The following is a 26,372-nucleotide window of genomic DNA, read 5'->3' as shown; positions in this document are numbered from 1 at the left end:
GCCGGCCACCGATCTATTTCAGGAGACACCTTGAGCCATCGCAATGCCGCACTGACCCCACGCCATCGTCTGCGCGTTTCTCGGTGTCGTGGCCCATCGTGGAGCGGTTGGCCGATCAGCTACGTTGCTGGCGAGCCGTTTCCAGGTGTCGGTGGTCGCGGCCGAAGTCTTCACCCAATAAGACGAGCACGAAGATAACGAAGCGGTGCGTGAGCCTACGAATGCGCCTGAGGGAAGGGCCCGTCCAACTCGCGCCCCGGCTCGGCATCGCCCCGTCCACGGTCCACCGGATCCTCAAGGGAGCCCGCATGAATCGGCTCTCCTACGTCGACCGTGCCACCGGCGAGGCGATCCGCCGGTACGAACACGACCATCCTGGTTCTCTCGTGCACGTCGACGTAAAGAAGCTCGGGAACATCCCCGACGGCGGTGGCTGGCGCTACGTCGGCCGACGCCAAGGAGAGAGGAATCGCGTCGCCACCCCTGACAAGCCGAAGAACAAGTGGCGCAACCCCAAGCTCGGGTACGCGTTCGTGCACACGGTCATCGACGATCACTCCCGCGTCGCCTACACCGAAGTCCAGGACGACGAGACCGCTGCCACTGCCGTCGGGGTCCTGCATCGAGCAGTCGAGTGGTTCTCCAACCGCGGGGTTGCTATCGAGCGGGTCTTGTCCGACAACGGTGGTGCCTATCGGTCCAACCTCTGGCGAGACACGTGCGAAGCGCTCTCGATCGTTCCAAAGCGAACACGGCCCTACCGGCCGCAGACCAACGGCAAGGTGGAGCGCTTCCACCGGACCATGGCCGATGGGTGGGCGTATGCACGGTGCTACACCAGCGAACAGGAACGCCGCGACGCTCTCACCGGCTGGCTCCACCACTACAACCAGCACAGGCCCCACACCGCCTGTGGCAACCGACCGCCCTTCTCACGATTGACCAACGTCTTCGGTCAGTACAGCTAGGTCGGCTGGGGCTAGGTCGGCTCAGGCCGCCACCAACTCGGACGTATGCCGCTCCGCCCGCCCAGGCGTCGCCACGGGCCTCCCGATCCGCTGGCCGAGCGCCGCCGCGAGGGCGGTGGCGGCGCGGTTGACGACCGGAATCACGAGGAGACCGGCGGCCAGGGCGACCCAAAGCCCGGCCAACGGGGTGAGGACGACGACCGCGAGCAGAAAGGCCGCCGTACCGGCGATAGACGCCAGCGTCCCCCCGGCGAGGTCCACGGCCCCGAGCGGGCCACGAGCCCGGTGCTCGGTGAGGCCCATCACGACCAGGATCATCGGGAGCGAGGCGAAGGTCCCCGCCAGGCCCGTCCCCAAGAACGGCTCCAGTGTGGCGATGCCGCACACCATGATCGTGACGAGGCCCATCCGGGTCGGGATCGCCCACCACGGATCGATGGCCGGCGTGCGGGGGGTGTCGTCGCGGGGCCAGGTGACCAGGCCGCCGAGGCAGGCGATCAAGACGAGGAGGGCCGCGGCATACGCATTGTTGAGGAGAAGCACGGCGAGACCAACGCCGATGGCGACGCCGAGCGCCGTGAGGCAGGCGAGCACCGGGTGAGGCGCCGGACGGTGCGCGCGATGACGATGCAATAGGTGGCGCAGATCAGTTGCCCGGCGCTGCCGCCCGCTGCGGTGGTGGTCGCGGCCACCGGGCCGTGCATGAGGTACATCGTGAGGAGGAACGGCGCCGCAGTTCCCGGTAGGCCGACGAAGACTCCCGCCGCGCGAGGGCCGAGTCGGCGCCCGAGGAGGGTGGCGATGAGGACGATCAGAGGGGCGAGGATGAGCTTGACGAACAGCAATGACATGCCCTTGACGCTAGGCAAAAGGCCACCGAAGGTGGCTCGGACTTTGCGGCCATACCGCCCAAACTGCCGTTGATTTCTCGGCCCCAGCTCACAATGACCGAGATTGTCTAAACTAGCGCAGGTGGACCGCATCGACGTGCAATTGGCTACCGCCCTCTCCCACAACGGGCGGGCAACCTTCCAGGAACTCGGTGCCCTCGTCCGGCTCTCGGCCAACACCGTCGCCGACCGCGTGCGGCGGCTCCAGCGCGAGGGCGTCATCGCCGGCTTCAGCGCGGTGATCGACGAGCGGGCCCTGGGAAAGAAGCTGGGCGTCCTGTCCGATATCAAGCTGCGCGAAGGGGTCGAACGGGTCGCGTTCGCCGAGTCGCTGACCCACATCCCGCAAGTCATCGGCGCGCTGCGGCTGACCGGCGAATACGACTACCAACTGCACATCGTCTGCCAGGACCCCGCCGAGTTCGAGGGACTGGTGGACCGGCTCAAGCACGACTACGGGGTGGCCAGTCTCAACTCGCGGCTCATCCTGCGCGAGGTGCCGGTCGACAAGGCCAAACTGCTTCAGGTCGTTCGCTGACGGCGCTCCCGGACGTGGCAACCGCGGAGCACACTGGGGCTGTGACGTCTCGTCGTCCGCTCGTGATCGCCAGTCCCTGGCCCTGGTTGGTGGCCGGGCTGGTCCTGGTCGCGAGCGGGGGATGGCTGATCCGCGCGAGCATGACGCCGTCGACCCCGGCACACTGAAGCCCGTGGACGATCTCGCGCTCGAGCGCATCCTGCGCGCCGTCGAGGCGGTCCCGCCCGGACGCGTGGTGTCGTATGGCGATATCGCCGGCCTCGTCGGTATCGGGCCGCGGCAGGTGGGCTGGGCGATGAGCCACTACGGCTCGAATGTGACGTGGTGGCGCGTCACCAACGCCTCGGGGGACCTGCCCGCGCACCTGCGCGAGGAGGTCCGGGAGCGCTGGGCGCGCGAAGGAATCCTCCTCAAGCCCAACGGCCTCGGCTGCCGTATCGCGGACTATCGCGCCGACCTGGCCCAGCTGGCCACTGACTATGAGCGGGCTGTCGCCGGGCTCACGTGAGCTGCCCACCCGGGCGAGGCGGATTGGCTCCCCCAAACGCACGTATGCCGCGCACCCGGGCGGGTGCGCGGCATACGAAAAGGGGTCGTCAGTTGCCGACGCGGTAACGCACGAAGTTCTTAGCGGAGGCGCCCGCCTCCTCAAGAACCTTGGCGACGGTCTTCTTCGGGTCCTTGGCGAAGGCCTGCTCCAGCAGGACGTTCTCCTTGAAGAAGCCGTTGACGCGACCTTCGACGATCTTGGGCAGGGCCGCCTCCGGCTTGCCCTCCTCGCGAGCGGTCGCCTCGGCGACGCGACGCTCGTTCTCGACGACGGCCTCGTCGACCTCGTCACGGGTCAGCACGGTCGGGCTGAACGCGGCGATGTGCATCGCGACGTCGCGCGCCACGCTGTCGTCGCCACCCTCAGTGGCCACCAGGACGCCGATCTGCGCGGGCAGGTCGGGGCTGGTCTTGTGCAGGTAGGACGTGACACTGGGCGCCTCGAGGCGGGCAACGCGCTTGACCTCGATCTTCTCGCCGATGGTCGCGTTGGCCGAGTCGAGCAGCGCCTTGACGGTCTGGCCGTCGGGCATGGTGCTGTCGAGCAGCGCGTCCGCGTCGGCCGCGCCGGTGGCGACGGCCTGGGCCAGGACCTGGTCGGCCAGCTCGATGAACTTCGGTGCCTTCGCGACGAAGTCCGTCTCGCAGAGGACCTCGACGAGGGTGCCGACGCCGTTCTCCGCCTTGGCGGCCACCAGGCCGTTGGAGGTGGTGCGGCCCTCGCGCTTGGTGACGCCCTTGAGGCCCTTGACGCGCAGGATCTCAGTGGCCTTCACGCTGTCGCCGTCGGCCTCATCGAGAGCCTTCTTGACGTCCATCATGCCGGCGCCGGTGGCCTCCCGAAGGGCCTTGATGTCGGCGGTGGTGTAGTTCGCCATTGGTTGCGTTCCTTCTTTCGTATGGTGCGGCGCTCAGGCCTGCTCGGTCGCCTCGGTCGCGTCGGCGGCAGCCTCGACGACGGCCTCCTCGGCGGCGGGCTCCTCGACGGACGCCTCCTCAGCCTGCGGAGCCTCGTCGGCGGCGGGGGCCTCGGCGGCCTCGACCGCGTCGGCGCCCAGGAGCTCGCGCTCCCACTCGGCCAGCGGCTCGTCCGCGGCGACACCGGCGTCGGTGGCACCAGCGTTGGCGCGGGCGTGGCTGCGCTGGATCAGACCGTCGGCGACGGCGTCGGCGATGACACGGGTGAGCAGGGTGACGGAGCGGATGGCGTCGTCATTGCCCGGGATCTTGTAGTCGACCTCGTCCGGGTCGCAGTTGGTGTCGAGGATCGCGATGACCGGCAGGCCGAGCTTCTTGGCCTCGTCGACCGCGAGGTGCTCCTTCTTGGTGTCGACGACCCAGATGGCCGAGGGCACCTTGGCCATATCGCGGATGCCGCCGAGGGTCTTCTCCAGCTTGTCCTTCTCGCGCTGCAGGATGAGGAGTTCCTTCTTGGTGTAGCCGGAGCCGGCCACCTGCTCGAAGTTGATCTCCTCGAGCTCCTTCAGGCGCGCGAGGCGCTTGGAGATCGTCTGGAAGTTGGTGAGCATGCCACCGAGCCAGCGGTGGTTGACATAGGGCATCCCGACGCGGGTTGCCTGCTCGGCAACCGGCTCCTGGGCCTGCTTCTTGGTGCCGACGAACAGGATCGTGCCGCCGTGGGCGACGGTCTCCCGCACGAACTCGTAGGCCGAGTTGATGTAGGTGATCGACTGCTGCAGGTCGATGATGTAGATGCCATTGCGCTCGGTCATGATGAAGCGCTTCATCTTGGGGTTCCAGCGACGGGTCTGGTGCCCGAAGTGGACGCCGCTCTCCAGGAGCTGGCGAATGGTGACGACGGCCATGCCGAAGTCCTCCTTGTATGTCGTTGTGTCAGTTAGTCGGCCCCGACCACCCCCCGAACGGGGGACGAGCGCGACCTGCCTGGTGCCTGCATACGCACCCCGCCTCGCGGACGAGGACTGAGGTGGTGCGCCCCGGGTTTGCGACGAATCGGTCACTCGGTGAGAAGGCACGCGAATTCGACCAGCCGAAACCGGTCGTATGCGGAGTCTACGCGGGGACCCTGGCCCGAGCGAAATCGCGCGGCGCGGGTCCGGGCACGCGCGGTGACACGGGCGGATTCAGAGGCGCTCGAGCAGCCAGGAGAAGTCGGCGAGATGCTCCTGCGCGCCACCAGGGGTCTCGCAGATGACGGGTGCTCCCGCCGCCCGGACGAGGTCGACGAAACCCGCCTGGTCGATGTGGCCCGCACCGAAGTTGGTATGCCGATCCGCACCCGAGTCGAAGCCGTCGCGGCTGTCGTTGGCGTGGACTAAGTCGATCCGGCCGGTGATGCCCCGGATCTTCTCGACCGCCGTGTCCAACTCGATGCCGCCGGCCCAGGCATGACACGTGTCGAGGCAGAACCCGACGATGTCGGCGCCGGTGGCGCCGGAGATGGCGTCCCACACGCCCGCGATGCGATCCAGGTGTCGCGCCATGGCGTTGTCGCCGCCGGCGGTGTTTTCGAGGAGTAGCGGGATCTTGAGGTCGGTGGCCTCGATGGCCTTGCGCCAGTTGTCGAAGCCGATGGCGGGGTCGACGCCCTTGTCGACGTGGCCGCCGTGCACGATCAGCCCCTTCGCTCCGATCTCGGCGGCGGCGTTCATGTGCTGCTGCAGCAACTTGCGCGACGGGATGCGGATGCGATTGTTGGTCGTGGCGACGTTGACGATGTAGGGCGCATGCACATAGAGGTCGACACCCGCCGCGATGGCGTCGGCACGCAGCGCGGCCGCGCCCGCGGCATACGCAATGACCGGGCCCTTGTAGCTCTGCGGCTCGCCGAGGAAGAACTGAACCACCGAGGTCCCCCGGGCGCGGGCCTCGGCGATCGGGTCCTCCTGCGGCACGTGCGCTCCGATGGCGATGCTCATGCCGTCGAGTATCCCCCGCCCCGCCCTGGCGCTCGTCCCTCAGCGCGGCTATCCACAGGCCCCGTCCAGTCAGGAATCGCCGCCGTCCACAGGGTCGGTCGGCATGGTTGGCGTCGGCGCGGCGTCCGCCACCACAGTGGGCGTATGAACGCATCCCGCGCCCTCGCCGGTTTTGTCCTGGCGGTCACCGTCACCGGTGTGCTACCGGGAGCCGCCGTGGCCCATCCCCTCCCGGCTGCGGTGGCGGACGCACGACCCGCAGCGAGCGATGCTGCCCGCAGCAGACCCGTCTGGTCGTGGCCGCTGCAGCCCGAGCCTCGGGTCGTGCGTCCCTTTGATCCCCCGCCCAAGCCCTGGAATCCCGGGCACCGCGGCATCGATCTGTCTCCGGGGCTTGCCGGCGTTGGTGCCTCGGTCCTGGCAGTGGATGACGGCGTCATCAGCCACGTCGGGGTCATCGCCGGTCGTGGAACCGTCAGCGTCCTGCATTCCGGCGACATCAAGAGCACCTATGAACCCGTGTCGGCGACGGTGACCTACGGCCAGTCGGTGCGGCGCGGGCAAGCTATCGGCACCCTGGACTCGCCCGGTTCGCATTGTGCTCCGGCGGCCTGTCTGCACCTTGGGGCGCTGCGGCGGCAGTCATCCGGCACGTGGGACTACTTCGACCCGCTGTTTCTGCTGACATCAGTCGAGATCGTCCTTTTGCCTCGGTGACGGCTCTCGCCGCGACCTAAGCAGCGAGGTGACTGGCGCATACGCACCAACGGATCAGGTCAGGGCGCGTAACCGGGCGACGGCGTCGCGCAGGACTGCGTCCTGTTTGCAGAAGGCGAAGCGGATCAGGGTGCGTCCCGCGGTCTCATCGTCGTGGAAAACCGAGACCGGTATGGCGACCACCCCGGCCCGCCGCGGCAACTCGCGACAGAACGCCAGCCCGTCCGTGGCTCCCACCGACGCCGCATCGGCGATGACGAAGTACGTCCCGTCGGGGACGGCCACGGCCAGCCCCGCGTCCTGCAGACCATCGATCAGCAAGTCGCGCTTGCGCGCCAAGTCGCCCGCGAACTCCGCGAACACCGTCGCCGGCAGGCCGAGGCCGGTGGCGATCGCCGGCTGGAACGGCCCGGAGCCGACGAAGGTCAGGAACTGCTTGACGCCGCGCACCGCGGCGATGGCCGGTGCGGGTCCGCTGATCCAGCCGACCTTCCAGCCGGTCGTCGAGAAGGTCTTGCCGCCGGAGGAGATCGTCAGGGTGCGCTCGGCCATACCGGGCAGCGTCGCGATCGGGATGTGCGGGACGCCGAAGGTGAGGTGCTCGTAGACCTCATCGGCGAGAACCCACGCATCGTGCTCCCGCGCCAACTGCGCGATCAGATCCAGCTCCGTCCGGGAGAAGACTTTGCCCGTGGGGTTGTGCGGGGTGTTTAGCAGCACGAGTCGCGTCCGTTCGCTGAACGCCGCCCGCAGGCTGGCTTCGTCGAGTGCGAAGTCCGGGAAGCGCAGCACGCTCGTGCGGCGCGTCGCCCCAGCGAGGGCGATCGTCGCGGCATACGAGTCGTAGTAGGGCTCAAAGGTGACGACCTCGTCACCCGGCTGACACAGCGCCAGCACGGCCGCGGCGATCGCCTCGGTGGCTCCGACCGTGACCAGGATCTCCGAAGCCGGATCGAGATCGATGCCATAGAAGCGGCGCTGGTGGTCGGCGATGGCCGCCAAGAGTTCCGGCGTCCCGGGGCCCGGCGGGTACTGGTTACGCCCACCCTCGATCGCCGCGACAGCCGCCGCAAGCACCACGGATGGACCGTCACTGTCGGGAAACCCCTGGCCCAAATTGATGGCGCCAGTCTCGATAGCCAAGGCAGACATCTCCGCGAAGATCGTCGTGCCAAAGGCGGCGAGTGCCGGGTGCCCCGGGGGCCGGCCGGTCACGAGACTCGCCGGAGCGTCATGTCGACGGCCACGGCCAGGCGGTGCATCCCTGCAGACCCAGTGTCTGCTGTTGCATGATCGGTGCCTTCTGGCCGGCGCCGGGGCACGTCGCATGTTGATGCCAGAGGCCATGTCCTACTTCGTGATTGATCACGTAGTCGCGGTAGGCGTCCAGATCGTCGTAATAGCTCACGCCCGCGGCCCAGCGCATCGCGTTGATGACGGCCCGGCCGTCGTGGTTGCACGAGACTTCGCCACCGGTGCGCAGCGGGGCACACAACTGGTCGGTCAGATTGGGGCTCGCCAGCGTGATCCGAATGTCGACCTGGGCACCGGCAGCCCGCTTCTCCGGCGAGATCGCCACAAAGTGAATCTTGTCCAGGGGTTCCCAACCCCGTTGATCACTGAGCACCTGCCGCACCTTGGTCGCGAACCGCGCCGGATCAATCCCGAGACCCCCCTCGACCTCGACGTTGAACGTCACGGTGCGACCCGTGCGCTCGGTGTCGGAACCGGGGATCGCGACAGCCGTCAGTTTGCCGTCGCCCGACTTCGGGACTGTGGTGGGGTCGGCGGATGGAGTGGCCGTGCTTGTCGACGACGCGCTCGGCGACGCGGATGAGGGGGTCGACGGCGCGGAGTTGGCCGGTGCGCTAGTCTTTTGTGCGGGCGTCGGCGAGGCGGCCTCGCCAGCGTGAGCAGATGTCGAGCCGTCGCCGAACGCCTTCACGATGACCCACAGCAAGAGGCCGAAGAGCACCGCACCGACGATGAGAGTTCGTTGCAGGCGGCGCCGGCGTTCGGGGCTCATGGCTGGCGGCTCGATCGGGCGGCGCTCGCGGGGGCGGGGCCGACGCTCAGGCGCGTGGGTGGGCCCGGGCATACGACTCCTTCAGCCGCTCGATGGACACATGCGTATAGAGCTGGGTGGTTGCCAGGCTGCGGTGGCCCAGCAGTTCTTGCACCATACGCAGATCTGCGCCGCCATCAAGGATGTGCGTCGCGGCGGTGTGTCGCAGGCCGTGGGGCGCAAGGTCGGGTTGCCCGGGCAGCCGCGCGAGCGCGGCGTGGACCACATCGCGGACGCGACGCTGGTCGATGCGTCCGCCCCGCGCGCCCAGGAACAGCGCCGGACCCGATGTCGGTATGGCGAGTGCCGGCCTCCCCCCGGCCAACCACTCGGCGATCGCGTGACCGGCGGGCTCCCCGAACGGAACGGTGCGCTCCTTGTTGCCTTTACCGTGCACGCGCGCGAGCCGGGCGGTCAGGTCGACGTCATCGACATCGAGCGCGACCAACTCCCCCACGCGTATGCCGCTCGCGTACAACAGTTCACACATCGCCCGGTCTCGCAGTGCCACCGGATCCCCATCGTCGGCGCTCACGGCGGCCGCCTCCAGCGTGGCGCGCGCCTGCTCGGCGGACAGAATCGTCGGCAGGGCGCGGGCCTTCCCGGCCGTCACCAGCCGCAGCGCCGGATTCGCCGCGAGCCTCCCTCCCCGGGTCGCCCACGCATAGAACGTGCGGACACTCGCGGCCCGGCGGTTGATCGTCGCGCGCGACGCCTTCGCAGCGGCCAGGCTCCCCAACCAGCCCCGCAGATCGCCCAAGTCCGCGGCCAGCAAGGGTGAGGAGCCATCGCCGGGCGGGTCCTTCGTCAGGTAGGCCCGCAGGGCGCGCAAGTCGGACAGGTAGGCGCGGGTGGTGTGCTCGGAGCGTCCGCGTTCAATCCGAAGGTGCTGCTCGAAGGCCCGCAACGCCTCCTCGTCACCGCCCAGAGTTCCGCCCACCTGGCCACCATCGCACACGCGCCACGGTCGGAGGCCGCGCGCGCCACCGCCACGCCGCGACCAGCCATCCCCACGCCACCAAGCACCTCAACCTTTAGCTGGCCCGGGGACGATGCCACAGGTCACCGGTGCGTTCAGCCAGACCGAGCAGCTCCAGGGAGGCGAGCGCCGCCAAGGCCGTTGTATGGGCGAGCACCGCTCGCTCGGCGAGCTCAGCCGCGGTCGCCGGGTGGCGGACCGGGAGGACTTCCCACAACGCACGTTGCTCTGGCGGGAGCCGATCGCCGACCACCTCCGGGCCCCGCGCGGGCTCCGCGACGTCGCGCCCATAGTCCCCGACGAGGTCCGCCACCTCAGCGGCGTCGGTCACCAGGACAGCCAGTTGATCGCGGATCGCTTGGTGGCACCCGCCGGAAGCCATCGAGGTGACCGGCCCAGGCAGTGCCCCGACCGGCCGGCCAATGGCCGCGGCGCGTCCGGCTGTCTGCAGCGACCCCGACCGCATCGCCGCCTCAATGACCACAACGCCGCCCGACATGGCCGCGAGCAGCCGATTGCGCAGCAGAAATCGTCCGCGATAAGGCGCGGCCCCCGGGGGCAGTTCGGTGACCACGGCGCCGGCTCGGCCGATCTCCTGAATGAGGGCGCTGTGCGCCTGGGGATACGGGCGGTCGATGCCGCAGGCAAGCACGGCAACCGTGATGCCCTGCACGGCCAAGGCCCCGCGGTGCGCGGCCCCGTCAATCCCGAAGGCCGCGCCGCTGATCACCGCGAAGCCGCGACTCGCCAACCCCGACGCGATCTCGCTCGCGCGATCCACCCCGTATGCCGTGGCCGCCCGCGCCCCGACGATGGCCACCGATCGTCGGCAGACAACATCGAGTCGGACGGGACCGCGAACCCACAGGCAATGCGGCGGATGCTCCAGATCGGCAAGCCCGGCCGGCCACTCCGAGTCCGCGGGGGTGATGATGCGGGCATCAAGTCGGGCGGCGATGGCGTCGTCGTTGGGCAAGCCACCGTCTCCGCGCAGGCGCTCCAGCCGGGGCCCGAGCCGCTTCGCCGCCGCCGACCGTTGCGGACCCAGGACGTCCTGGGCCAGGCCCTCATAACCGACGACGGAAAGCTCGCGCTGAACGATCTCGTCGCCGGGCTCCGCCAGCCGAGCCAGCAAGATCCGCGCGTCACGTTCCGCCACGACCCCCCGCTCTGCCGCGACCCCCCGCTCTGCCACGACCCCCTCCGCCGCGACCTCCTGCTGCGTGATGACCTCCCGCTCCACCTCGACATTCGGGCCGACGTGCGCCGGGGTCATGCCACGGCCTCGCGGTCGTTGGTCCGCAACATCAAGGCCACCCCGACGTCCTCGGCGGTTGGACGCCCGCGGCCAGCCAGGTCGGCGTGCGTCCAGGCCAGCCGCAACGTCCGGTCGTAGCCACGCAACGTCAACCGGCCCGTCTCCAGAGCCAAATCAAGCGCGGCAGTCACGGCCTTGGGCAACGCGAACTCCCCGATCCGCAGCACCGGTCCGGGCACGTCGGCATTGCGCGCCCACCCATGCCCGCCCCACCGCGCGACCGCCGCACCTCGGGCGGACGCCACGCGATCCGCCACCACGCGACTTGCCTCCCCGTGCGTGCCGATCGCGCGGGCCTGGGTCACCGCCGACACGTGCACCTGCAGATCGACCCGGTCGAGCAACGGGCCGCGCAGGCGCGCGGCATACAGACGACGTCGCTGCGGCGTGCACGAGCAGCGCAGCGCCTTGCCGCTGCCGAATCCGCATGGGCAGGGGTTGGCCGCCAGGATCAGTTGGAACCTCGCGGGGAAGGTGACCCGCTCCCGCGCCCGCGCGATGACGACTTCACCGCTCTCCAGCGGCTGACGCAGGGACTGCAGCACGTCGGATCGGAACTCGGGGGCTTCGTCCAGAAAGAGCACGCCACAATGCGCCGCCGACACCGCACCGGGTCGGATCACCGGACTGCCGCCGCCCACCATGGCCGCCAGACTGCTGCCGTGATGGGGCGCGATGAACGGTGGGGTCAGGTCGAGGCTGCCGTCGTCCTGGGTGTCTCCGCGCAACGACCGGATCGACAACACCTCGATGGCCGCATCGGGAGTCAGCCGCGGCAAGATCCCGACCACCCGCTCCGCGAGCATGGTCTTGCCCGCACCGGGCGGACCGGACAACAACAAGTGGTGGCCGCCGGACGCGGCCAACTCCACGGCCAAGCGCGCCTCGTGCTGGCCGGCGATGTCGGCGAGGTCACCGACGGATCGGGTGATCACCGGGGGCGGAAGCACCGACAGCGGAGCCGGCCACCGCTGAGGCGGGCCGAAGTCCCGATACGCCCCGATGACGTCGTCCAAGTGCCGGACGGGGTGGATGCGGATGCCCTCGACGATGCCGGCCTCGGCCCCATTCGTCAGCGGCACGATGGCGTGCGCGAAGCCGGCAGACGCGGCATACCGAATCGCCGGCAAGATCCCGGGCACCCCGCGCACCGACCCGTCGAGCCCGAGTTCGCCGAGGTGCACCACATCGGCGCAATGCTCTTGTCCGACAACGGACCCAGCCGCGAGGATCGCCACCGCAATGCCGAGATCAAAGCCGGTCCCACTCTTCGGCACGCTCGCCGGCGACAAGTTGACGACGATCTTCTTGGCCGGCAGCGGCGACCCCGCCGACGCGCACGCCGCCCGGACCCGCTCCGGTGCCTGGCGGCAGGCCGCATCCGGCAGGCCGCTGACAATCAAACTTGGCAACGCGCTCGACAACTGCGCCTCAACCTGCACGCTGCGGCCGTCCAACCCGGTCAGCGCCACTGAACTTGTCGCCCCGAGGATCACAGGGTCACCTCGCGGATGTGATGGAACTCCCCGCCTTCCGGCCAAAGAATCACGCCGATGACGTCGATGCGCACCCGCGCACCCGTCCGCTCGGGGTGCTTCTCCAGCCAGATCCGCGCGAGCCGCCGCAAGCGCAAATGTTTCGGCGGCGTGACCGCCTCCACCGGGTCGCCAGCCCCGAGACCTCGCCGCGTCTTGACCTCGCACACAACAATCACGCCGTCATCGACGGCGACGAGGTCGATCTCCCCCTCGGGACAGCGGAAGTTGCGTTCGAGGATCTCCCATCCTTGGGCGACCAGATAGCGCGCGGCGAGATCCTCGCCGAACGCCCCCACCGACTGCCGCGTTGCCCCCCAGGGCGCCACTCCCTGCATACGACCCACCCCCATCCGATCCGATGAGATCCAGGGTGGTCCGCCACCTCACCTCCGCGCTAATGCGACAACGAAGGCCTGTGGACGGCGATCAAAGCTGGCTCCTGAAAGCCTGTGGACAAACCTAGAAAGGCCCTTTGGGCACCTCAAGATCGGCCTTCGCCAACTCCTCGACGTTGACGTCCTTGAAGGTCACGACGCGCACCGACTTCGCGAACCGAGCCGGCCGATAGATGTCCCAAACCCAGGCGTCGGTCATCGTGACCTCGAAGTAGACCTCGCCGCCTTGTCCCTTGACCTGCACGTCGACGCCATTGGCCAGATAGAAGCGCCGCTCGGTCTCGACGACGTGCGAGAACAGCCCCACCACATCGCGGTACTCGCGATAGAGGGCCAACTCCATCTCGGTTTCGTACTTCTCGAGATCTTCGGTGCTCATGGTGCGTCGATTCCTTCGTCGTCCGGCGCGAATGTCGCGCTGTCGTCTCCATTGCTATCACCCAAGCCGGGCAGGTGCCACGAGCGCCGATGGAAGGCGCAGGGTCCGTGCTCGCCGAGGGCGGCGAGGTGCTCCGGCGCGGCATACCCCTTGTTGTGCTCCCAGCCGTATGCCGCGTGGCTGGGCGCCGTCACGACCATCACCCGATCTCGGGTCACCTTGGCCAAGACACTCGCCGCGGCGACCGAGGAGCACTTCAGGTCCGCCTTGATCATGGTGGTGACCGGCGGGGTGCTGCGCTCTCGGGTCAGCGCCAGCAGGCCGACCTCCATCGGGTCGGTCAGCCAGTCGTGATTGCCGTCGAGAATCACTAGGTCGGGGGTGACGTGAAGCTGCCCCAGCGCCCGGCGCCCGGCGAGCCGCAACGCGGCGATGATCCCGATGGCATCGATCTCGTTGGGCCACGCATGACCCACGGCGTGCGCGCGCGACCAGCGCTGGATCCGCGGTACCAGCTGCTCCCGCGCGGCCGGGGCGAGCAGTTTTGAGTCCTTCACCCCCACGGGCGCGGTGCGCGACGACTCGTCGATTAGGACCACCCCGACACTCACCGGGCCCGCGAGCGCCCCGCGACCGACCTCGTCCATGCCGGCCAGCACGGGATAGCCCTGGCGTTGGAGAGTGCGCTCGACGCGAAGCGAGGGCTTGCGGGCCCGCGGCCGGGCGGTGGCCGCGGATGTCATCCCTTGGACGGGTCCGGGACACCGCCGAACGTGGCGGGATAGTCCGATAGCCACGTCACGCGATCAAAGGGCCAGATGGTCAGGACGGCGCGGCCAACGATCAGGGACTCGTCGATCGACCCCTCCTTGCCGTCACCGGCCGGGTCGTGCAATCGCGAGTCACTGGAGTGCCCGCGGTTGTCGCCCATCACCCACACCTTGCCGGCGGGCACGGTGATGTCGAAGATCAAGTCACTTGGGTCCTCGCCGGCCTTCACATAGGGCTCGTCGAGCGAGACCCCATTGACGGTGAGGTGGTTCTGCGCGTCGCAGCACACGATGTGATCGCCGGGCAAGCCGATAAGGCGCTTGATCAGGTGGCCTTGCGAGTCGTTGGGCAAGAGCCCCACGAAGGTCAGCGCCGACCGGACTGCCCCGATCACCCCGCTGCGTTTGGCTGTTGGCGTCTCCCCCAGCCAATCACCCGGGTCGACGAACACGATCACGTCACCGCGCGCCAGGTCGAAGGGCGCCGGCGTCAGCTTGCTGACGATGACCCGGTCCCCCTTGACGAGGGTGTTCTCCATCGACTCCGAGGGGATGTAGAACGGCTGCACCAGGAAGGTCTTGACCAGGAACGACAGCACGATGGCGATGGCCGCGACCGTCACGAACTCGCGGACCGCGGCGAAGGCATGGCTCGCCATACGTCGGGATGTGGAGGTGGGCTCGCCCTCGGGGGGCTCCGCGGGCTCGGACACCCGCGGCGGGGGCGCCGGCGGCGGGACCGTCGAATCCGTCTCTTCGTCCGCCGTCATCCGTCGGCCGCCGGCACCGAGGTAGTCGAGGTGATCCGGTCGAAGCGGCTGAGCGGCCAGTAACGCAGCACCGGCTCGCCGATCACATCGGACACCGGCACCATCCCTCCCCCGGGATCACCGAGATGGGCGCGCGAATCCGCGGAATTAGAGCGGTTGTCACCCATCAGCCACAGGTGACCTTCCGGGACGACCACGTCGAACGGCATCATGCTGGGCTTCATGCCCGGCGCGAGGTAGCGCTCGTTCAGCGCCTTGCCATTGACCGTGATCGCCTCGTTGGCGTCGCAGCAGACGACATGATCGCCGCCCATACCGATGACCCGCTTGACATAGTCACGCTCATTGACGTCGACACCGAAAACCTTGCCCACCCCAGAGACGACCTTGCCGATGGCGGAGTCGAAGCGCGGGGCTGGATTGCCGCCGAATGTCTCAGTGCCGTCGAAGACGACGATGTCGCCGTGCTCGATGGTCTGCCCGAACTTGGGCACGATCATCCGATCGCCCACCTGCAGGGTTGGAATCATCGAGCCGGACGGCACGTAAAAAGACTGCGCAATGAAGTTGCGCAACACCGCCACCAGCACGAGCGCCAGGATGAGATGGACCCAGGCGGGCCAGGGCTTGCGCGCCGGCCGACGGGACCGTCGACGCTCCGACGAGGCGTCGGCGGCCGACGCGGAGGGCACGGAAGTCATAGGGCTAGCAGCCTAACGCCCGACCCTGACAGCGGACCGCTGCCGGGGCCGGGCGTCGAGGAACTGCGTCAGTTGCTGACGTTGTCGCGGCGCTCGCGGATGCGGGCGGCCTTGCCGCGCAGCTCGCGCAGGTAGTAGAGCTTGGCGCGGCGGACGTCACCACGAGTCACGACCTCGATCTTGTCGATGATCGGGGTGTGCAGCGGGAAGGTCCGCTCGACACCGACACCGAAGGAAATCTTGCGGACGGTGAAGGTCTCGCCGATGCCGCCACCGTGGCGACGGATCACGACGCCCTGGAAGACCTGGATACGGGAGCGGGTGCCTTCGATGACCTTGACGTGCACCTTGACGTTGTCACCGGCGCGGAAGGCCGGGATGTCGCTCTTGAGGGAGGCCTGGTCGATCGCATCAAAACGCTGCATGACGTGCTGCTCTTTCTCACCGGCGCCACAGGTCGCCCATGAAATCGGGTGGTGTTCTCGGTCGTATGCCGCGCAGCCGGCCGCGCGAGTTTCCTCGCTCCCCCTGTGGCAGGGGCTATTCGTGGCTGGAAGCAACCGTCCAATGGTGCCAGAGCACCGGGGTTGCGGTGAAATCGACGGGGGCGACCCGCCCTCGCAACTGCCCCCGCCGGCGCCGGGCTACGGTTTGGCGGTGACCGTGACCCCGGGCTGGCCGGTGGCGAGCGCCATCGCCTTGCTCGTCGCGCTGACCGTCGGCGCCTACGCGGTCGGCCGCCTCCCCGGCATACTCGGCACCGTCGTGGCGGCCGCGCGGGCCTTGGGGCAACTCTCGCTGGCAGCCTTGGTCATCACGGCGGTCATCGACAATCTGGCGCTTTCCCTGCTGGTATTGGCGCTCATGTTCACGGTGGCGGTGGTCACCACCGTGCGCCGCGTCGGGGCCCCGTCGGCATGGTTGTGGGCGACCGTCGCGATGCTCGCCGGGTTGGTCCCGGTAGCCGCGATCATCTTGCTCACGCGCACGATCCCGCCCCGGGGTATCGCCTTGATTCCCGTCTTCGGAATCCTCAAGGGCAACACGATGAACGGACACACGTTGGTCTGCCGGCGAGCGTTTGCCGCCCTAAGCGAGGAGCGAGAGATGTATGACGCGTGGCTGGCCCTGGGATTCGAACGCACCCAGGCGATCGGCCGGATCGTGCACCGCCACGTGCCGGAGGCGCTCATCCCCGGCCTGGATCAGGTCCGGACTGCGGGCGTGGTGACACTGCCCGGGCCTTCATCGGGGTGCTCCTCGGCGGAGGTTCCCCGGCCCAGGCTGCCGCGGCACAAGTGCTCGTATTGATGGGGATCATGGCGGCTCAGACTGTCACGGCCGTGGTCGCGGAGGCCTTGATCCGCCGGTCACGACTGCTGCCGAGGGACTTGGCAGCGAGCCTTCGGCCGTGACCTACTCGGGGGTAGGTCAGACGTTTCGACACTCCAGAGTGCCCAACCGTCTGACCTAACCTGCCGGCGCGGCCCGCCTCTTCCCCATCGCGACGGTCCCCTCGACCTCGGCCGCGCCCGGCAACTCGCGGTAGCCGGCCTTCTTATAGAGCCGTCGGGTCCGCGCCGCGCGTGCCGCCACCAGGAGCCGGTATGCCGTGGCCTCCCCCGGCGCGATCGCCTCCACCTCGGCCAGCAGTCGCCGACCGAGTCCGCGACCGACGAGGTCGGGGGCGACCATGACGCGGCTCACTTCCCAAGTGGTCGCGTCGCTCAGACGACCCCGCGCCGCGCCCACCAACCGGCCCCCGGCCCGAGCCGTGAGGGTGCGCCACTTGCCCAACCCCGCCACCACATCGGGCAGCTCTTCCGTCAGCGCTGGGAAGCGGTCGTTGCCATGGGCTTCTATCTCCCGCACGAAGCAGGCGCGTTGCAGCACAAGCAGTTCCGGCGCGTCGGCCGGCGTCGCGGCAGCCACCACCAGATCACCGGCCGACACCGCCTGCGAGGCATGCAAGAGATCCGGGCGCCGCGCCGCGGTGCGAGCGAGCCGCTGCTCCTGGCGCCACGCAGCGATCGCGGCGTGGTTGCCGGAGAGCAGGACGGGGGGCACGGCATACACCGAGTCCTCGGTCGCCCACCGCGCGGGCTTGGTATAGACGGGATATTCCAGCAACCCGCCCTCGTGGGACTCCTCGACCAGCGACTCTTCGTTGCCAACGACGCCCGGGATCAGGCGGGCGATGGCCTCGACCATGGCGAGAACGGCCACCTCGCCGCCGTTGAGAACGTAGTCACCCAGCGACACCGGGGTCACGTCCCAGCCGAGCGAGTCCGCGGCATACGCATAGACACGCTCGTCGATCCCCTCATAACGGCCGCAGGCGAAGGCGAGCCACGGCTCGGTCGCGAGCTCCCGGGCGAACGCCTGCGTGAACGGCCGGCCCGACGGGGCCGGAACCAACAGACGCGGCCGGGAGGGCCCCTCGCCGCCGACGGTGCCGCCCAAGCGCCGCAGCGCCTCCGCCCACGGTCCGGGCTTCATCACCATGCCGGCGCCACCGCCATACGGGGTGTCATCGACGGTGCGATGCCGATCGCGGGCGAAGTCCCGCAGGTCGTGGACGCGGACGTCGAGCAGGCCGTCGCGTCGCGCCTTCCCGATTAGCGAAAGCTCAAGCGGCGCAAGGTAGTCAGGGAAAATTGTGACGACATCGACGCGCACGTCACGACTCCCGCGCGAGATCGAGCAGCCCCGGTGGGGCGTCGACGACGACCCGTCCGCCGGCGATGTCGACCTCGGGGACGAGCGCCTCGACGAACGGCACCAGCGCCTCCACCCCATCGGTCAGTCGGATCCGCAGCCGATCCTGCGCGGCGCCGACATCGAGACCGACCACCTCCCCGAGAACGACCCCGGCGGGATCGACGACGCTGAGCCCGGCGAGCTCCTCCTCATACCAACCGTCGTCATCGCTGGCCTCGTCACTCTCCTGGGCCAGGAGGCGGGTGCCGCGCAGGGACTCGGCCCCGGTGCGATCGGGGATCTCCTCGAAGCCGAGCAGCCAAATCTCCTTGTGACGACGAGCGCTACGCAGGGTTAGCACGCGCGGGACGCCGCTGCCGGCCACGGCCTCCGTCGTGAACTCGGCGCCTGGCACGAACCGGCCGACCGGGTCGTCGGTGTGCAGTTGGACGGTGACCTCACCGTGCAGGCTGTGGGGCTTGCCGATTCGGGCGATGAGGACACTCACGTGGGTCATCCTCCCAAAGTCGGCGGGCGCGGCCAAAGCTGCACAGGATCCTCACATTTCCCTCCCGAAGGCTCCACCGCGGCCCTCCTAGCCTGGTGTCATGAGCAAGCGCCTGCTCGTCGTGGAGGACGAGCCCTTGATCAACCAGGCGGTCAGCGACCGTCTGCGCGCCGAGGGGTATGCCGTGCGGCAGGCCTTCTCCGGACCGGAGGCGGTCGCGGCGGTCGAGTCCGAGACGCCGGATGTGGTCATCCTCGATGTGATGCTGCCGGGCTTCGACGGGATCGAGGTATGCCGCCGCATCCAGGCCCGCACGCCCGTCCCCGTCCTGATGCTCACCGCCCGCGACGACGAATCCGACATCCTCGTCGGGCTCGGGGTCGGGGCCGACGACTACCTCACCAAACCCTTCCGGATGCGTGAACTCGTTGCCCGCATCCATGCGCTGCTGCGCCGGGTCGAGCGCGCTCGGGAGCTTGCGCAGGTGCAGACCGCCGTGCCGCTGCGCCTCGGCATCCTGACCGTGGACCCCGCCGCCCGACGAGTTCACCTGGGCGGCAACGAGATTCACCTGACGCCCACCGAGTTCGACTTGCTCGCCTCCCTGGCCGCCGCGCCCGGCACGGTCGCCACGCGCGAGCGACTCCTCGAAGAGGTCTGGGGCTGGGCCGACGCGTCCGGCACCCGCACCGTCGACAGCCACGTCAAGGCGCTGCGCGCCAAGGTCGGGCCGGCGTGGATTCGCACGGTGCATGGGGTCGGTTACGCCCTTGAGGACGGCAGCCGATGACCTCCCCGCTGAGCCGGCTCGCATCCTTGAAGATCAAGCTCGGTGCTCTGGTCGGGCTGAGCGTGCTGGTGACCGCCGTCGTCGCCACGATCGGCGCTAGTCACGGGGTTGAGCCGTGGCTGGTCATTCCGGTGTCGGTCGCCGTGGCACTCATCGTCACGCAAGTGCTCGCGACCGGAATGACCGCGCCCCTGCGGGAAATGACGATCGCCGCTGGCGGGATGGCGCGTGGGGACTACCGGGTGCGCGTGTCCGCGACCGGCGCCGACGAGGTTGCAGTCCTGGCCCGGGCGTTCAACGAGATGGCCGCCGACCTCGCCGATGTCGACCGGCACCGCCGCGACCTCGTCGCCAATGTCTCCCACGAATTGCGCACGCCGGCCGCGGCCCTGCGGGCGGTGCTGGAGAACATGGTCGACGGGGTCACACCGGCCGACCAGGCCGGCTTGGCTTCCGTTCTCGCGCAGTCGGAACGGCTCAGCGATCTCGTCACTGACCTGCTAGCCCTCTCTCGCCTGGACGCCGGGATCACCCCCCTTGGCACCGATGACGTGGTGGTCCGCACGCTCATCGACCAGGCCGTCGCCGACCTGGCCCTAACCGGGCGCGGCGTGCCCGTTGAGGTCCAGGTCACCCCCGCCGACCTGACCGTCCGGGGCGAGCCCACGCGACTCCAGCAGGCGGTGACGAACCTGATCGACAACGCCATGCGGCATACGGGAGCGGGCGGAGCGGTGCGCGTCCGGGCTCGTCGCGAGGACGAGGCGACGCAGCCCCGTTGGGTCCTGGACGTCGCCGACGACGGACCGGGAATCGCCCCCCAGGACCGCGACCGGATCTTCGCCCGCTTCGGCACTGCCTCCGAGGGCGGGACCGGCATCGGGCTGGCCATCACGCGCTGGGTAGCCGAGATCCACGGGGGCCGCGTCGAGGCCATCGACCCGGAGCCGGGCCGCGGGGGGGCCCGGCTCCGCCTCGATCTGCCCGTCACACCGCCGACCAGAACCCGACTTCAGACACTCCCACAAGCCCCAATCTCGTTGCAGGGGAACGAGATCATCGCCAAGCAAGGAGCATCCGTGCCCGCCAAACCGATTCTCACGCCATCACCGGCCATCCCGGCCACGACCCCGACGACGCGCCCGCCGCGCGATGCCAGCCCGCCCGTCATCGACGGCATCTTCGGTCGCCTCTGGCCGGATCGGGACACGCCCGGTCGGCCCCGGCTGCTCCTGGCTGCGCTCGGCGTCGGCTTGCTCGCGGCCGTCATCCTGCCGAACCGGACCGGCGGCCTGGCAACCACGCTCGTGCTGTTGGCCGGGGCGGCGACACTCATCGCGGCGCCGCAGCGACGCACCCCCAAGACCGTCGTATGCGCCGTGCTCGGCGTCGGTCTCGCCCTCATCCCGACACTTCGGGCGGCCCCGTGGCTGATTCCACTCAGCCTGCTCGCCGGCGCCGTGGTCGCGGTCGTGGGGCTGACTCCGGCGCGATCGTTGACCGCGCTCATCGGCTCGGCGGTGTCCTGGCCGTTGGCCGGGCTGCGTGGGCTCCCGTGGTTGGGACGGATGCTGACCCCGACGCACGGCCGCCGGGTCAACTGGGCCCTCGCCCGGACGATCGCGCTCAGCGCTGTGTTGCTATTGGTCTACGGCGCCCTGTTCGCCTCCGCCGACGCGGTGATGGCGCACTGGATCAGCCTGCTGATGCCGAATCTGTCGATCGATTCGGCGGTCGCGCGAGCCTTCGTCTTCGCCGCGGTCGCCGGCATTGTCCTGGCCGGGGTCTACATCGCGACCAACCCGATCGCGGACGCGGCCTTGACGTTGCCGCCCGGGCGACCGGCGCGGCATACGTGGGAATGGACGGCACCGACGGGCATCGTCATCGCGACCTATGTCGCCTTCATCGCCGCCCAGGCGTCGGCGTGGTTCGGCGGGCACGGATATGTCGAGCGGGCCACGGGTTTGACGTATGCGGAGTACGTCCACCAAGGCTTCGGGCAACTCGTCGTGGCGACCGCGTTGACGCTCGGGGTCGTCGGCTTCGCCTCCCGGCGGGCACCGCGCGGCGACAGCGGGGACCGGCTGCGACTGCGGCTCATCCTTGGCACTCTCTGCCTGCTGACGCTGCTGGTCGCGGGGAGTGCACTGTGGCGGATGAATCTCTATCAGGAGGCCTACGGATTTACCGCGCCGCGACTGGTGGTGGACACCTTCGAGATCTGGGTGGCCGCGGTGGTCCTGATGGTGATGGCGGCCGGAATCCGCCTGCACGGCAGGTGGATTCCGCGGGCCGCGGCCCTCACCGGCGCCGGCCTGGTGCTGGCACTAGGGCTGATGAACCCCGACGCGTGGGTCGCCAATCGCAACCTCGACCTCGCCGCGACGAGCGGGAAGTTTGACGCGGATTATCTGGCCGGGCTGTCGGCCGACGCGGTTCCGACCCTCATCGCCCGGCTGCCCGATTCGCGGGCTCGGTGCGTGATCGGCGCCAGTTCGATCAGCCGGGCGCCGGCGGACGATGCGCTGGAGTGGAATCTCGGCCGGAGCCGCGCGCGGCATACCCTGGCCAAGGCGGCGTGGTCACAGTCGGACCTCGTGGCGGCCTGCCCCTCCCCCGCCTCGATCTCCCGCGGATGAGGCCGTCAACTCGGGGTTGACCCGAGCGGGCGGACACAAAAGAAAAGAGCGGCGGGCCAGGCACCCTAGGGTGTCTGGCCCACCGCTCTTAGTGTGCGTGTCGAGGCTCAGCGAAGGCGGTCGGTGTCGACGATGTCGATCCGCACGGTCTGCCCACCCGCGAGGGCGGTCATGACCGTCCGCAGGGCGCTCGCCGTCCGCCCGGATCGGCCGATGACCCGGCCAAGGTCCTCCGGGTGGACCCGGACCTCAAGCAGGCTTCCGTGGCGCCGGTCGCGTGAGCGGACCGTCACCTCGTCCTTGTGATCGACAATGCCGGTCACCAGGTGCTCGAGGGCCTCTTCGAGGACGCTCACGCCTCGCTCGCGGTCGCGTCGGCATCCGCCTCGGCAGCAGCCGGCGTGGTGGCGTCGGCGTCCGCGTCGACACTGGCGGCCGCAGCCTCACCGGCGTCGGTGTCGGCTGCAACCGGGGCCTCGGCGGCCGCGGGGGCCTCCTCGGCCTTCTTGGCGCTCTTGCGCGGGGTCGTCGCGGAGGGGCCGGCGTCGACGCTCTTGCCGGCAGCCGCAACGGCCGCCTCGTAGAGCTCCTTCTTGGACGGCTTGGCCGCGGCAACCTTCAGGGTGCCCTCGGCGCCGGGCTCGCCCTTGAACTTCTGCCAGTCACCCGTGACCTTGAACAGGTTCTCGACAGCCTCCGTCGGCTGCGCGCCCTGAGCCAGCCAGTACTGCGCCCGCTCAGAGTTGATGTCGATGAGCGACGGCTCCTCGGTGGGGTGGTACTTGCCGATCTCCTCGATGGCCCGGCCATCGCGCTTGGTGCGCGAGTCCATGACGACGACGCGGTAGAACGGAGCGCGGATCTTGCCCATCCGCTTCAAACGAATCTTGACGGCCACGTTAGTGGTCTCACTTTCTGATGTGAGCCCGGCGAGACCGCGCACAGATGTGCCCGGGGAACCGGAACTCGGGGTAGGTATCCGCCCGGATCAACCCGCGACGGAAGGTGTACGAACCTTTATTCTCGCACGACTCGGCGGGCCAGCCGACGACCGAGGCTAGGAGGTGAGGCCGCCGACCCCGCGACGACGCCGCATCCGCACATCGGCCGCCGAGAAGGCGGAATCGACGATGACGCCGATCAGCAGGATGGCGATCATCAGCGCGAGCATGTAACTCGGCTCCCCCAGCTCGCGGCTATTGGCCAGGAAGGCGCCAAGGCTGGGACGGTTGGCGATGGCGACGATGAGTTCACCCGCGAGCAAGGAACGCCAAGCGAAGGCCCATCCCTGTTTGAGGCCCGAGACGATGCTCGGCAGGGCCGCGGGGAGAATGACATGGCGATAAAGCGCCAGGCCACGGGCCCCGATATTGCGCCCCGCGCGCACCAGGGTGGTCGGGACATAGTCGACACCGCTGATGACACCGTTGGCGATCGAGGGCACTGCGCCGATGAGGATGACGAACAAAATGGCGGCTTCCGACAACTGAAATAGCAGAATCGCCAAGGGGAACCACGCGATCGACGGCATGGTCTGCAAGCCGGTGATGAGCGAGCCGATTGCGGCCCGGAGAACGCCGAATCGGGCGACCGCCACACCGAGGGCTAGCCCGATAACCGACGCGATGAGGAAGCCGATGATGCCGCGTGTCACGGTCACCCCCGTGGCATGCCAGAAACTGCTCTGGGTCAGTTGATGAGCGAACTCGCCAAAGGCCGTTGCCGGACCAGGGAGGACGTAGCGAGGCTTCAACCCCATCCAGACCACGATCTGCCACATCCCGACGAAGATCGCGATCGCCGCCAGTTTCGGCCACAGCTGCGACCACAGCCGCCCCGCGACCGCGGGGCGCTCGAGCGGGGTGTCGAGGGCATCAAGGCCGCGCAATTCGGCCGCGAGGGAGGTGTCAATCGCCATGTCGTGCAACTTCCTTACGCAGGGCAGCCGTGATCTGCGCCGTCGCCTGGCCAACGGCCGGGTCCTCAAGACGCCGGGGCCGGGGCACATCAATGCGGTATTCCTGGACCACGCGGCCGGGACGGCTCGAGAGCAGGATCACCCGATCAGCGAGCCGGACTGCCTCACGAACGTTGTGGGTGACGAAGAGCACGGTCAGGCCACGGGCACGCCATACGGACTCCAGCTCGTCGTGCAACAGATCCCGGGTCATGGCGTCCAATGCCCCGAAGGGCTCGTCCATAAGCAACACCGGCGCTTCCGTCGCCAAGGTGCGCGCGAGCGCCACGCGCTGGCGCATCCCGCCCGATAGCTCGTGCGGCCGTTTGTCCGCGATATCGCCGAGATGGACGCTCGCGAGCAGCGCTTGCGCCCGCTCGAGCCGCTTGCCCTTGGGCACTCCGGCCAAGCGCATGGGTAGCGCCACATTGTCGAGAGCGGACAACCACGGCATCAGCGCGTGCTCTTGGAACATCAGCGCCGGATGCCCGACCACCGATACCGATCCTGAGGTGGCCTGGTCGAGATTGGAGATGATGTTGAGCAGGGTGGACTTGCCACAGCCCGAGGCCCCGACGAAGCAGACGAACTCCCCTCGCGCCACGCGCAGGTCGATTCCGTCCAGGGCCAGAGTGCCGGTGGCGTAGCGCTTCGTGACACCGTCGAGAACGACCGCATCCTGCGGACCCCCACCTGCCGCCTCGGACAGGTGGGGCTCCTCCTCGTGCACCTGATGCTCGAGAGCGGCTGTCACCGCACCGTCTCCTTCCCGGCAGCGGTGAGGACCTGGTTCAGGATCGTCAGGTCGACCAGCCCGTCGAGGTTGGGCTTGGTCTTGAGGATCCCCACGGCATACGCGTGCTCCGCGCCGGCGGCGAGGGCCGAGGGCACCGGATCGTTGGTGAACTCGAGGTTCTTCCAGGCCGCCGAGATCACGGTCGCGTCCAGTGCCTTACCGGAGACGGCCTTGATGACCGCGCCGACGTCGCTCTGTGCCTTGGTCGCATTCGAGGCGATGAAGGCCTCGGCGTCGAGTTGCCCCTCGAGCAGCGCCTTGACCGAGTCCGGGTGCTTCGTCAAGAAGTCGGGACGAACCGCCAGCACGGTCACGGGGAACTTCCCGCCCGGCCAGAGCGAGTGCTCATCGACGAGGACCTTGCCACCAGCCTGGACCAAGCGCGTGGCATAGGGCTCGGGAACCCAGGCTCCCGCGATGAGCTTCTGCGAGAACGAGTCAAGGATCTGCGAGTTCTCCTGGGGCGTGATATTGACGTCGCCGCCGCCTTGCAGGTCCGTGGTCAGGCCCTGCTCCTTGAGGTAGAAGCGCAAGGCGACGTCCTGGGTGTTGCCCAGTTGGGGCGTGGCGATCTTCTTGCCCTTGAGTTGCGCGACGGAGGTGATGGACGGATCCACCACCAAGGCCGCGCCACCCGTCGCCGCACCCGACACGATCCGAATCGCCTCACCTTGGGAGTTGATGAAGGCATTCGTCGCCGGCCCGGGACCCACATAGGTCGCGTCGATGGCGCCCGACTTCAGCGCTTCCATGGCAGCCGGACCAGCGTTGAAGGTCGAGATTTTCAGCGTGGAGCCGCCGAGGTGCTTCGCGAAGAGGCCCTCCTTGTCCGCGACGATCGGCACGGCGTGCGTCACGTTCGGGAAGTAGCCGAGCCGCACCTCCGCGGCCGCGGAGGCACCGGAGCCGGCGCTGGAGCCGGCGGATGTCGCGTCGGATGATCCGGAGCACGCAGCCAGCCCAAGGCTGGCAAGAACAAGCAGAGAGGCAGATGAGCGCCGCGAGAGAGACATAACAAACCTTCGTGTCGTCGTCGATGACCGCGGCCGGAAGCGCGCGGGGCCGACCGTGGGGGCTCTACACCCCGAGGTCGATTCTAGACTATTCCTATCTTATTTATAGGATTAAAAGGGACAGTTCCACATGTCGAGATGGCCGGCGATCGCCATCGCTACGTCTTCCACGCGCCGCCCGCGTGGTGCGCGCCGAGCGCTAGCGGTTACGCCACGCGTCCGGCTGGTCCGCCAGCCCGAGAACGTGCGCGGGCAACTCGCCCGTCACCACATCGAGCAGGGTCACCTCGTCGAGCACCTGGCGGATGCTCGCGCGCAGGGCGACCCAGACAACCGGCAGGTGCCGGGCGTCCCCGTCGTATGCCGCATCTTGCGGCCGCGCCCCCCGCACCTCCGCGAGCGGGCCGTCGACCGCCCGCACAACCGAGCCAAGGGTGATCTCGCCGGCCCGGCCGCCCAGTTGATAGCCGCCCGAACTCCCCCGCCGCG

29 protein-coding genes and 2 pseudogenes are annotated in these 26,372 nt (G+C 68.9%); 7 read left to right on the top strand and 24 right to left on the bottom strand.

What is annotated here, in order from left to right:
• Nucleotides 1-30 precede the first annotated feature (30 nt).
• A pseudogene (locus BN13_RS09050) lies at nucleotides 31-968 on the top strand (IS481 family transposase).
• A gap of 21 nt (nucleotides 969-989) precedes the next feature.
• Here BN13_RS09050 and BN13_RS09045 read toward each other — a convergent pair.
• Both BN13_RS09045 and BN13_RS19260 read right to left on the bottom strand, forming a co-directional pair.
• Nucleotides 990-1,511: a hypothetical protein gene (locus BN13_RS09045; protein WP_157038523.1), complete on the bottom strand. Its 522-nt coding sequence runs from the start codon at nucleotides 1,509-1,511 to the stop codon at nucleotides 990-992.
• Nucleotides 1,466-1,819, bottom strand: coding sequence for a hypothetical protein (locus BN13_RS19260; protein WP_157038522.1), 354 nt, complete (start codon nucleotides 1,817-1,819; stop codon nucleotides 1,466-1,468). The genes BN13_RS09045 and BN13_RS19260 overlap by 46 nt, the downstream gene beginning before the upstream one ends.
• Nucleotides 1,820-1,940: 121 nt before the next feature.
• Here BN13_RS19260 and BN13_RS09040 point away from each other — a divergent pair, with 121 nt between their 5' ends.
• Both BN13_RS09040 and BN13_RS09035 read left to right on the top strand, forming a co-directional pair.
• On the top strand, nucleotides 1,941-2,396 hold the full coding sequence (locus BN13_RS09040; protein ID WP_048546192.1) for an Lrp/AsnC family transcriptional regulator: 456 nt from the start codon (nucleotides 1,941-1,943) through the stop codon (nucleotides 2,394-2,396).
• A 121-nt stretch (nucleotides 2,397-2,517) separates the two neighbouring features.
• Nucleotides 2,518-2,904 carry an MGMT family protein gene (locus BN13_RS09035; protein WP_235433999.1) on the top strand — a complete coding sequence of 129 codons (387 nt, stop codon included), beginning with the start codon at nucleotides 2,518-2,520 and terminating at the stop codon, nucleotides 2,902-2,904.
• An 88-nt stretch (nucleotides 2,905-2,992) separates the two neighbouring features.
• Here the strand turns inward: BN13_RS09035 and tsf are convergent, their stop codons facing one another.
• From tsf to BN13_RS09020, 3 genes are all read right to left on the bottom strand, one after another.
• Nucleotides 2,993-3,823 carry a translation elongation factor Ts gene (gene tsf / locus BN13_RS09030; RefSeq protein WP_048546191.1) on the bottom strand — a complete coding sequence of 277 codons (831 nt, stop codon included), beginning with the start codon at nucleotides 3,821-3,823 and terminating at the stop codon, nucleotides 2,993-2,995.
• A gap of 33 nt (nucleotides 3,824-3,856) precedes the next feature.
• A complete protein-coding gene (gene rpsB / locus BN13_RS09025) occupies nucleotides 3,857-4,771 on the bottom strand; it encodes a 30S ribosomal protein S2 (protein WP_048546190.1) in 915 nt (304 codons plus the stop codon).
• A 279-nt stretch (nucleotides 4,772-5,050) separates the two neighbouring features.
• A complete protein-coding gene (locus BN13_RS09020; protein WP_048546189.1) occupies nucleotides 5,051-5,845 on the bottom strand; it encodes a deoxyribonuclease IV in 795 nt (264 codons plus the stop codon).
• 144 nt (nucleotides 5,846-5,989) lie between these two features.
• Between BN13_RS09020 and BN13_RS09015 the strand changes: the two genes are divergently transcribed.
• Nucleotides 5,990-6,562 (top strand): M23 family metallopeptidase, encoded by a 573-nt coding sequence (locus BN13_RS09015; protein ID WP_084733656.1) that lies wholly within the window; start codon nucleotides 5,990-5,992, stop codon nucleotides 6,560-6,562.
• Between the two features lie 54 nt (nucleotides 6,563-6,616).
• Here the strand turns inward: BN13_RS09015 and BN13_RS09010 are convergent, their stop codons facing one another.
• The 11 genes from BN13_RS09010 to rplS all read right to left on the bottom strand — a co-directional run bounded on the left by BN13_RS09010 (nucleotide 6,617) and on the right by rplS (nucleotide 15,902).
• Nucleotides 6,617-7,777: a pyridoxal phosphate-dependent aminotransferase gene (locus BN13_RS09010; protein ID WP_048546187.1), complete on the bottom strand. Its 1,161-nt coding sequence runs from the start codon at nucleotides 7,775-7,777 to the stop codon at nucleotides 6,617-6,619.
• A gap of 16 nt (nucleotides 7,778-7,793) precedes the next feature.
• Nucleotides 7,794-8,588, bottom strand: a complete 795-nt coding sequence (locus tag BN13_RS09005) for a DUF3152 domain-containing protein (RefSeq protein WP_053079766.1) — start codon at nucleotides 8,586-8,588, stop codon at nucleotides 7,794-7,796.
• A gap of 46 nt (nucleotides 8,589-8,634) precedes the next feature.
• A complete protein-coding gene (locus tag BN13_RS09000) occupies nucleotides 8,635-9,567 on the bottom strand; it encodes a tyrosine recombinase XerC (RefSeq protein ID WP_235433998.1) in 933 nt (310 codons plus the stop codon).
• A gap of 94 nt (nucleotides 9,568-9,661) precedes the next feature.
• Entirely contained in the window at nucleotides 9,662-10,882 is a 1,221-nt protein-coding gene (dprA, locus tag BN13_RS08995) for a DNA-processing protein DprA (protein ID WP_053079765.1), read from the bottom strand.
• Nucleotides 10,879-12,420, bottom strand: coding sequence for a YifB family Mg chelatase-like AAA ATPase (locus BN13_RS08990; protein ID WP_048546186.1), 1,542 nt, complete (start codon nucleotides 12,418-12,420; stop codon nucleotides 10,879-10,881). Before BN13_RS08990 ends, dprA begins: the two co-directional genes overlap by 4 nt.
• On the bottom strand, nucleotides 12,417-12,797 hold the full coding sequence (locus BN13_RS08985) for a YraN family protein (protein ID WP_048546184.1): 381 nt from the start codon (nucleotides 12,795-12,797) through the stop codon (nucleotides 12,417-12,419). Before BN13_RS08985 ends, BN13_RS08990 begins: the two co-directional genes overlap by 4 nt.
• A 124-nt stretch (nucleotides 12,798-12,921) precedes the next feature.
• A complete protein-coding gene (locus tag BN13_RS08980) occupies nucleotides 12,922-13,236 on the bottom strand; it encodes a DUF2469 domain-containing protein (RefSeq protein ID WP_048546182.1) in 315 nt (104 codons plus the stop codon).
• Nucleotides 13,233-13,979, bottom strand: coding sequence for a ribonuclease HII (locus BN13_RS08975; protein ID WP_048546180.1), 747 nt, complete (start codon nucleotides 13,977-13,979; stop codon nucleotides 13,233-13,235). The genes BN13_RS08980 and BN13_RS08975 overlap by 4 nt, the downstream gene beginning before the upstream one ends.
• Nucleotides 13,976-14,665, bottom strand: coding sequence for a signal peptidase I (gene lepB, locus BN13_RS08970; protein WP_157038521.1), 690 nt, complete (start codon nucleotides 14,663-14,665; stop codon nucleotides 13,976-13,978). The genes BN13_RS08975 and lepB (BN13_RS08970) overlap by 4 nt, the downstream gene beginning before the upstream one ends.
• A 107-nt stretch (nucleotides 14,666-14,772) precedes the next feature.
• Nucleotides 14,773-15,477 (bottom strand): signal peptidase I, encoded by a 705-nt coding sequence (lepB, locus tag BN13_RS08965; RefSeq protein WP_048546177.1) that lies wholly within the window; start codon nucleotides 15,475-15,477, stop codon nucleotides 14,773-14,775.
• A 68-nt stretch (nucleotides 15,478-15,545) separates the two neighbouring features.
• On the bottom strand, nucleotides 15,546-15,902 hold the full coding sequence (gene rplS, locus BN13_RS08960) for a 50S ribosomal protein L19 (protein WP_048546175.1): 357 nt from the start codon (nucleotides 15,900-15,902) through the stop codon (nucleotides 15,546-15,548).
• On the opposite strand from rplS, the pseudogene BN13_RS20925 reads away from it, so the two are divergent.
• Nucleotides 15,808-16,892: pseudogene (locus tag BN13_RS20925) on the top strand (ABC transporter permease). The gene rplS and the pseudogene BN13_RS20925 sit on opposite strands and share 95 nt — an antisense overlap.
• Before the next feature lie 55 nt (nucleotides 16,893-16,947).
• Here BN13_RS20925 and trmD read toward each other — a convergent pair.
• Together trmD and rimM are read right to left on the bottom strand one after the other, a co-directional pair.
• The gene (gene trmD, locus BN13_RS08950) at nucleotides 16,948-18,156 is read right to left on the bottom strand and encodes a tRNA (guanosine(37)-N1)-methyltransferase TrmD (RefSeq protein ID WP_048546173.1); all 1,209 of its coding nucleotides are present in this window, start codon (nucleotides 18,154-18,156) and stop codon (nucleotides 16,948-16,950) included.
• A 1-nt stretch (nucleotide 18,157) separates the two neighbouring features.
• Entirely contained in the window at nucleotides 18,158-18,685 is a 528-nt protein-coding gene (gene rimM / locus BN13_RS08945) for a ribosome maturation factor RimM (RefSeq protein WP_407667852.1), read from the bottom strand.
• Nucleotides 18,686-18,785: 100 nt separating this feature from the next.
• Between rimM and BN13_RS08940 the strand changes: the two genes are divergently transcribed.
• Together BN13_RS08940 and BN13_RS08935 are read left to right on the top strand one after the other, a co-directional pair.
• Nucleotides 18,786-19,475, top strand: coding sequence for a response regulator transcription factor (locus BN13_RS08940; RefSeq protein WP_048546169.1), 690 nt, complete (start codon nucleotides 18,786-18,788; stop codon nucleotides 19,473-19,475).
• Nucleotides 19,472-22,117, top strand: coding sequence for a DUF4153 domain-containing protein (locus tag BN13_RS08935; protein ID WP_053079763.1), 2,646 nt, complete (start codon nucleotides 19,472-19,474; stop codon nucleotides 22,115-22,117). Before BN13_RS08940 ends, BN13_RS08935 begins: the two co-directional genes overlap by 4 nt.
• A gap of 107 nt (nucleotides 22,118-22,224) precedes the next feature.
• Here BN13_RS08935 and BN13_RS08930 read toward each other — a convergent pair whose 3' ends face one another.
• The 6 genes from BN13_RS08930 to BN13_RS08905 form a co-directional block, all read right to left on the bottom strand.
• A complete protein-coding gene (locus BN13_RS08930; protein ID WP_048546168.1) occupies nucleotides 22,225-22,473 on the bottom strand; it encodes an RNA-binding protein in 249 nt (82 codons plus the stop codon).
• Nucleotides 22,470-23,015 (bottom strand): 30S ribosomal protein S16, encoded by a 546-nt coding sequence (gene rpsP / locus BN13_RS08925; protein WP_048546167.1) that lies wholly within the window; start codon nucleotides 23,013-23,015, stop codon nucleotides 22,470-22,472. Before rpsP ends, BN13_RS08930 begins: the two co-directional genes overlap by 4 nt.
• A gap of 159 nt (nucleotides 23,016-23,174) precedes the next feature.
• On the bottom strand, nucleotides 23,175-24,035 hold the full coding sequence (locus BN13_RS08920) for an ABC transporter permease (RefSeq protein WP_048546165.1): 861 nt from the start codon (nucleotides 24,033-24,035) through the stop codon (nucleotides 23,175-23,177).
• Nucleotides 24,025-24,783, bottom strand: a complete 759-nt coding sequence (locus BN13_RS08915; RefSeq protein WP_048549024.1) for an ABC transporter ATP-binding protein — start codon at nucleotides 24,781-24,783, stop codon at nucleotides 24,025-24,027. Before BN13_RS08915 ends, BN13_RS08920 begins: the two co-directional genes overlap by 11 nt.
• Nucleotides 24,784-24,824: 41 nt before the next feature.
• Complete coding sequence (locus tag BN13_RS08910) at nucleotides 24,825-25,883, bottom strand: ABC transporter substrate-binding protein (RefSeq protein ID WP_048546164.1); 1,059 nt, start codon at nucleotides 25,881-25,883, stop codon at nucleotides 24,825-24,827.
• A gap of 199 nt (nucleotides 25,884-26,082) precedes the next feature.
• On the bottom strand, nucleotides 26,083-26,372 hold a 290-nt coding region (locus BN13_RS08905), incomplete at its 5' end, for an RrF2 family transcriptional regulator (protein WP_048546161.1).

It is taken from the genome of Nostocoides jenkinsii Ben 74 (genome assembly GCF_001046875.1).
Taxonomy (GTDB): domain Bacteria; phylum Actinomycetota; class Actinomycetes; order Actinomycetales; family Dermatophilaceae; genus Nostocoides_A; species Nostocoides_A jenkinsii.
The sequence above is the reverse complement of the archived record's forward strand: the minus strand, read 5'-3'. Positions and strand labels throughout refer to the sequence as shown.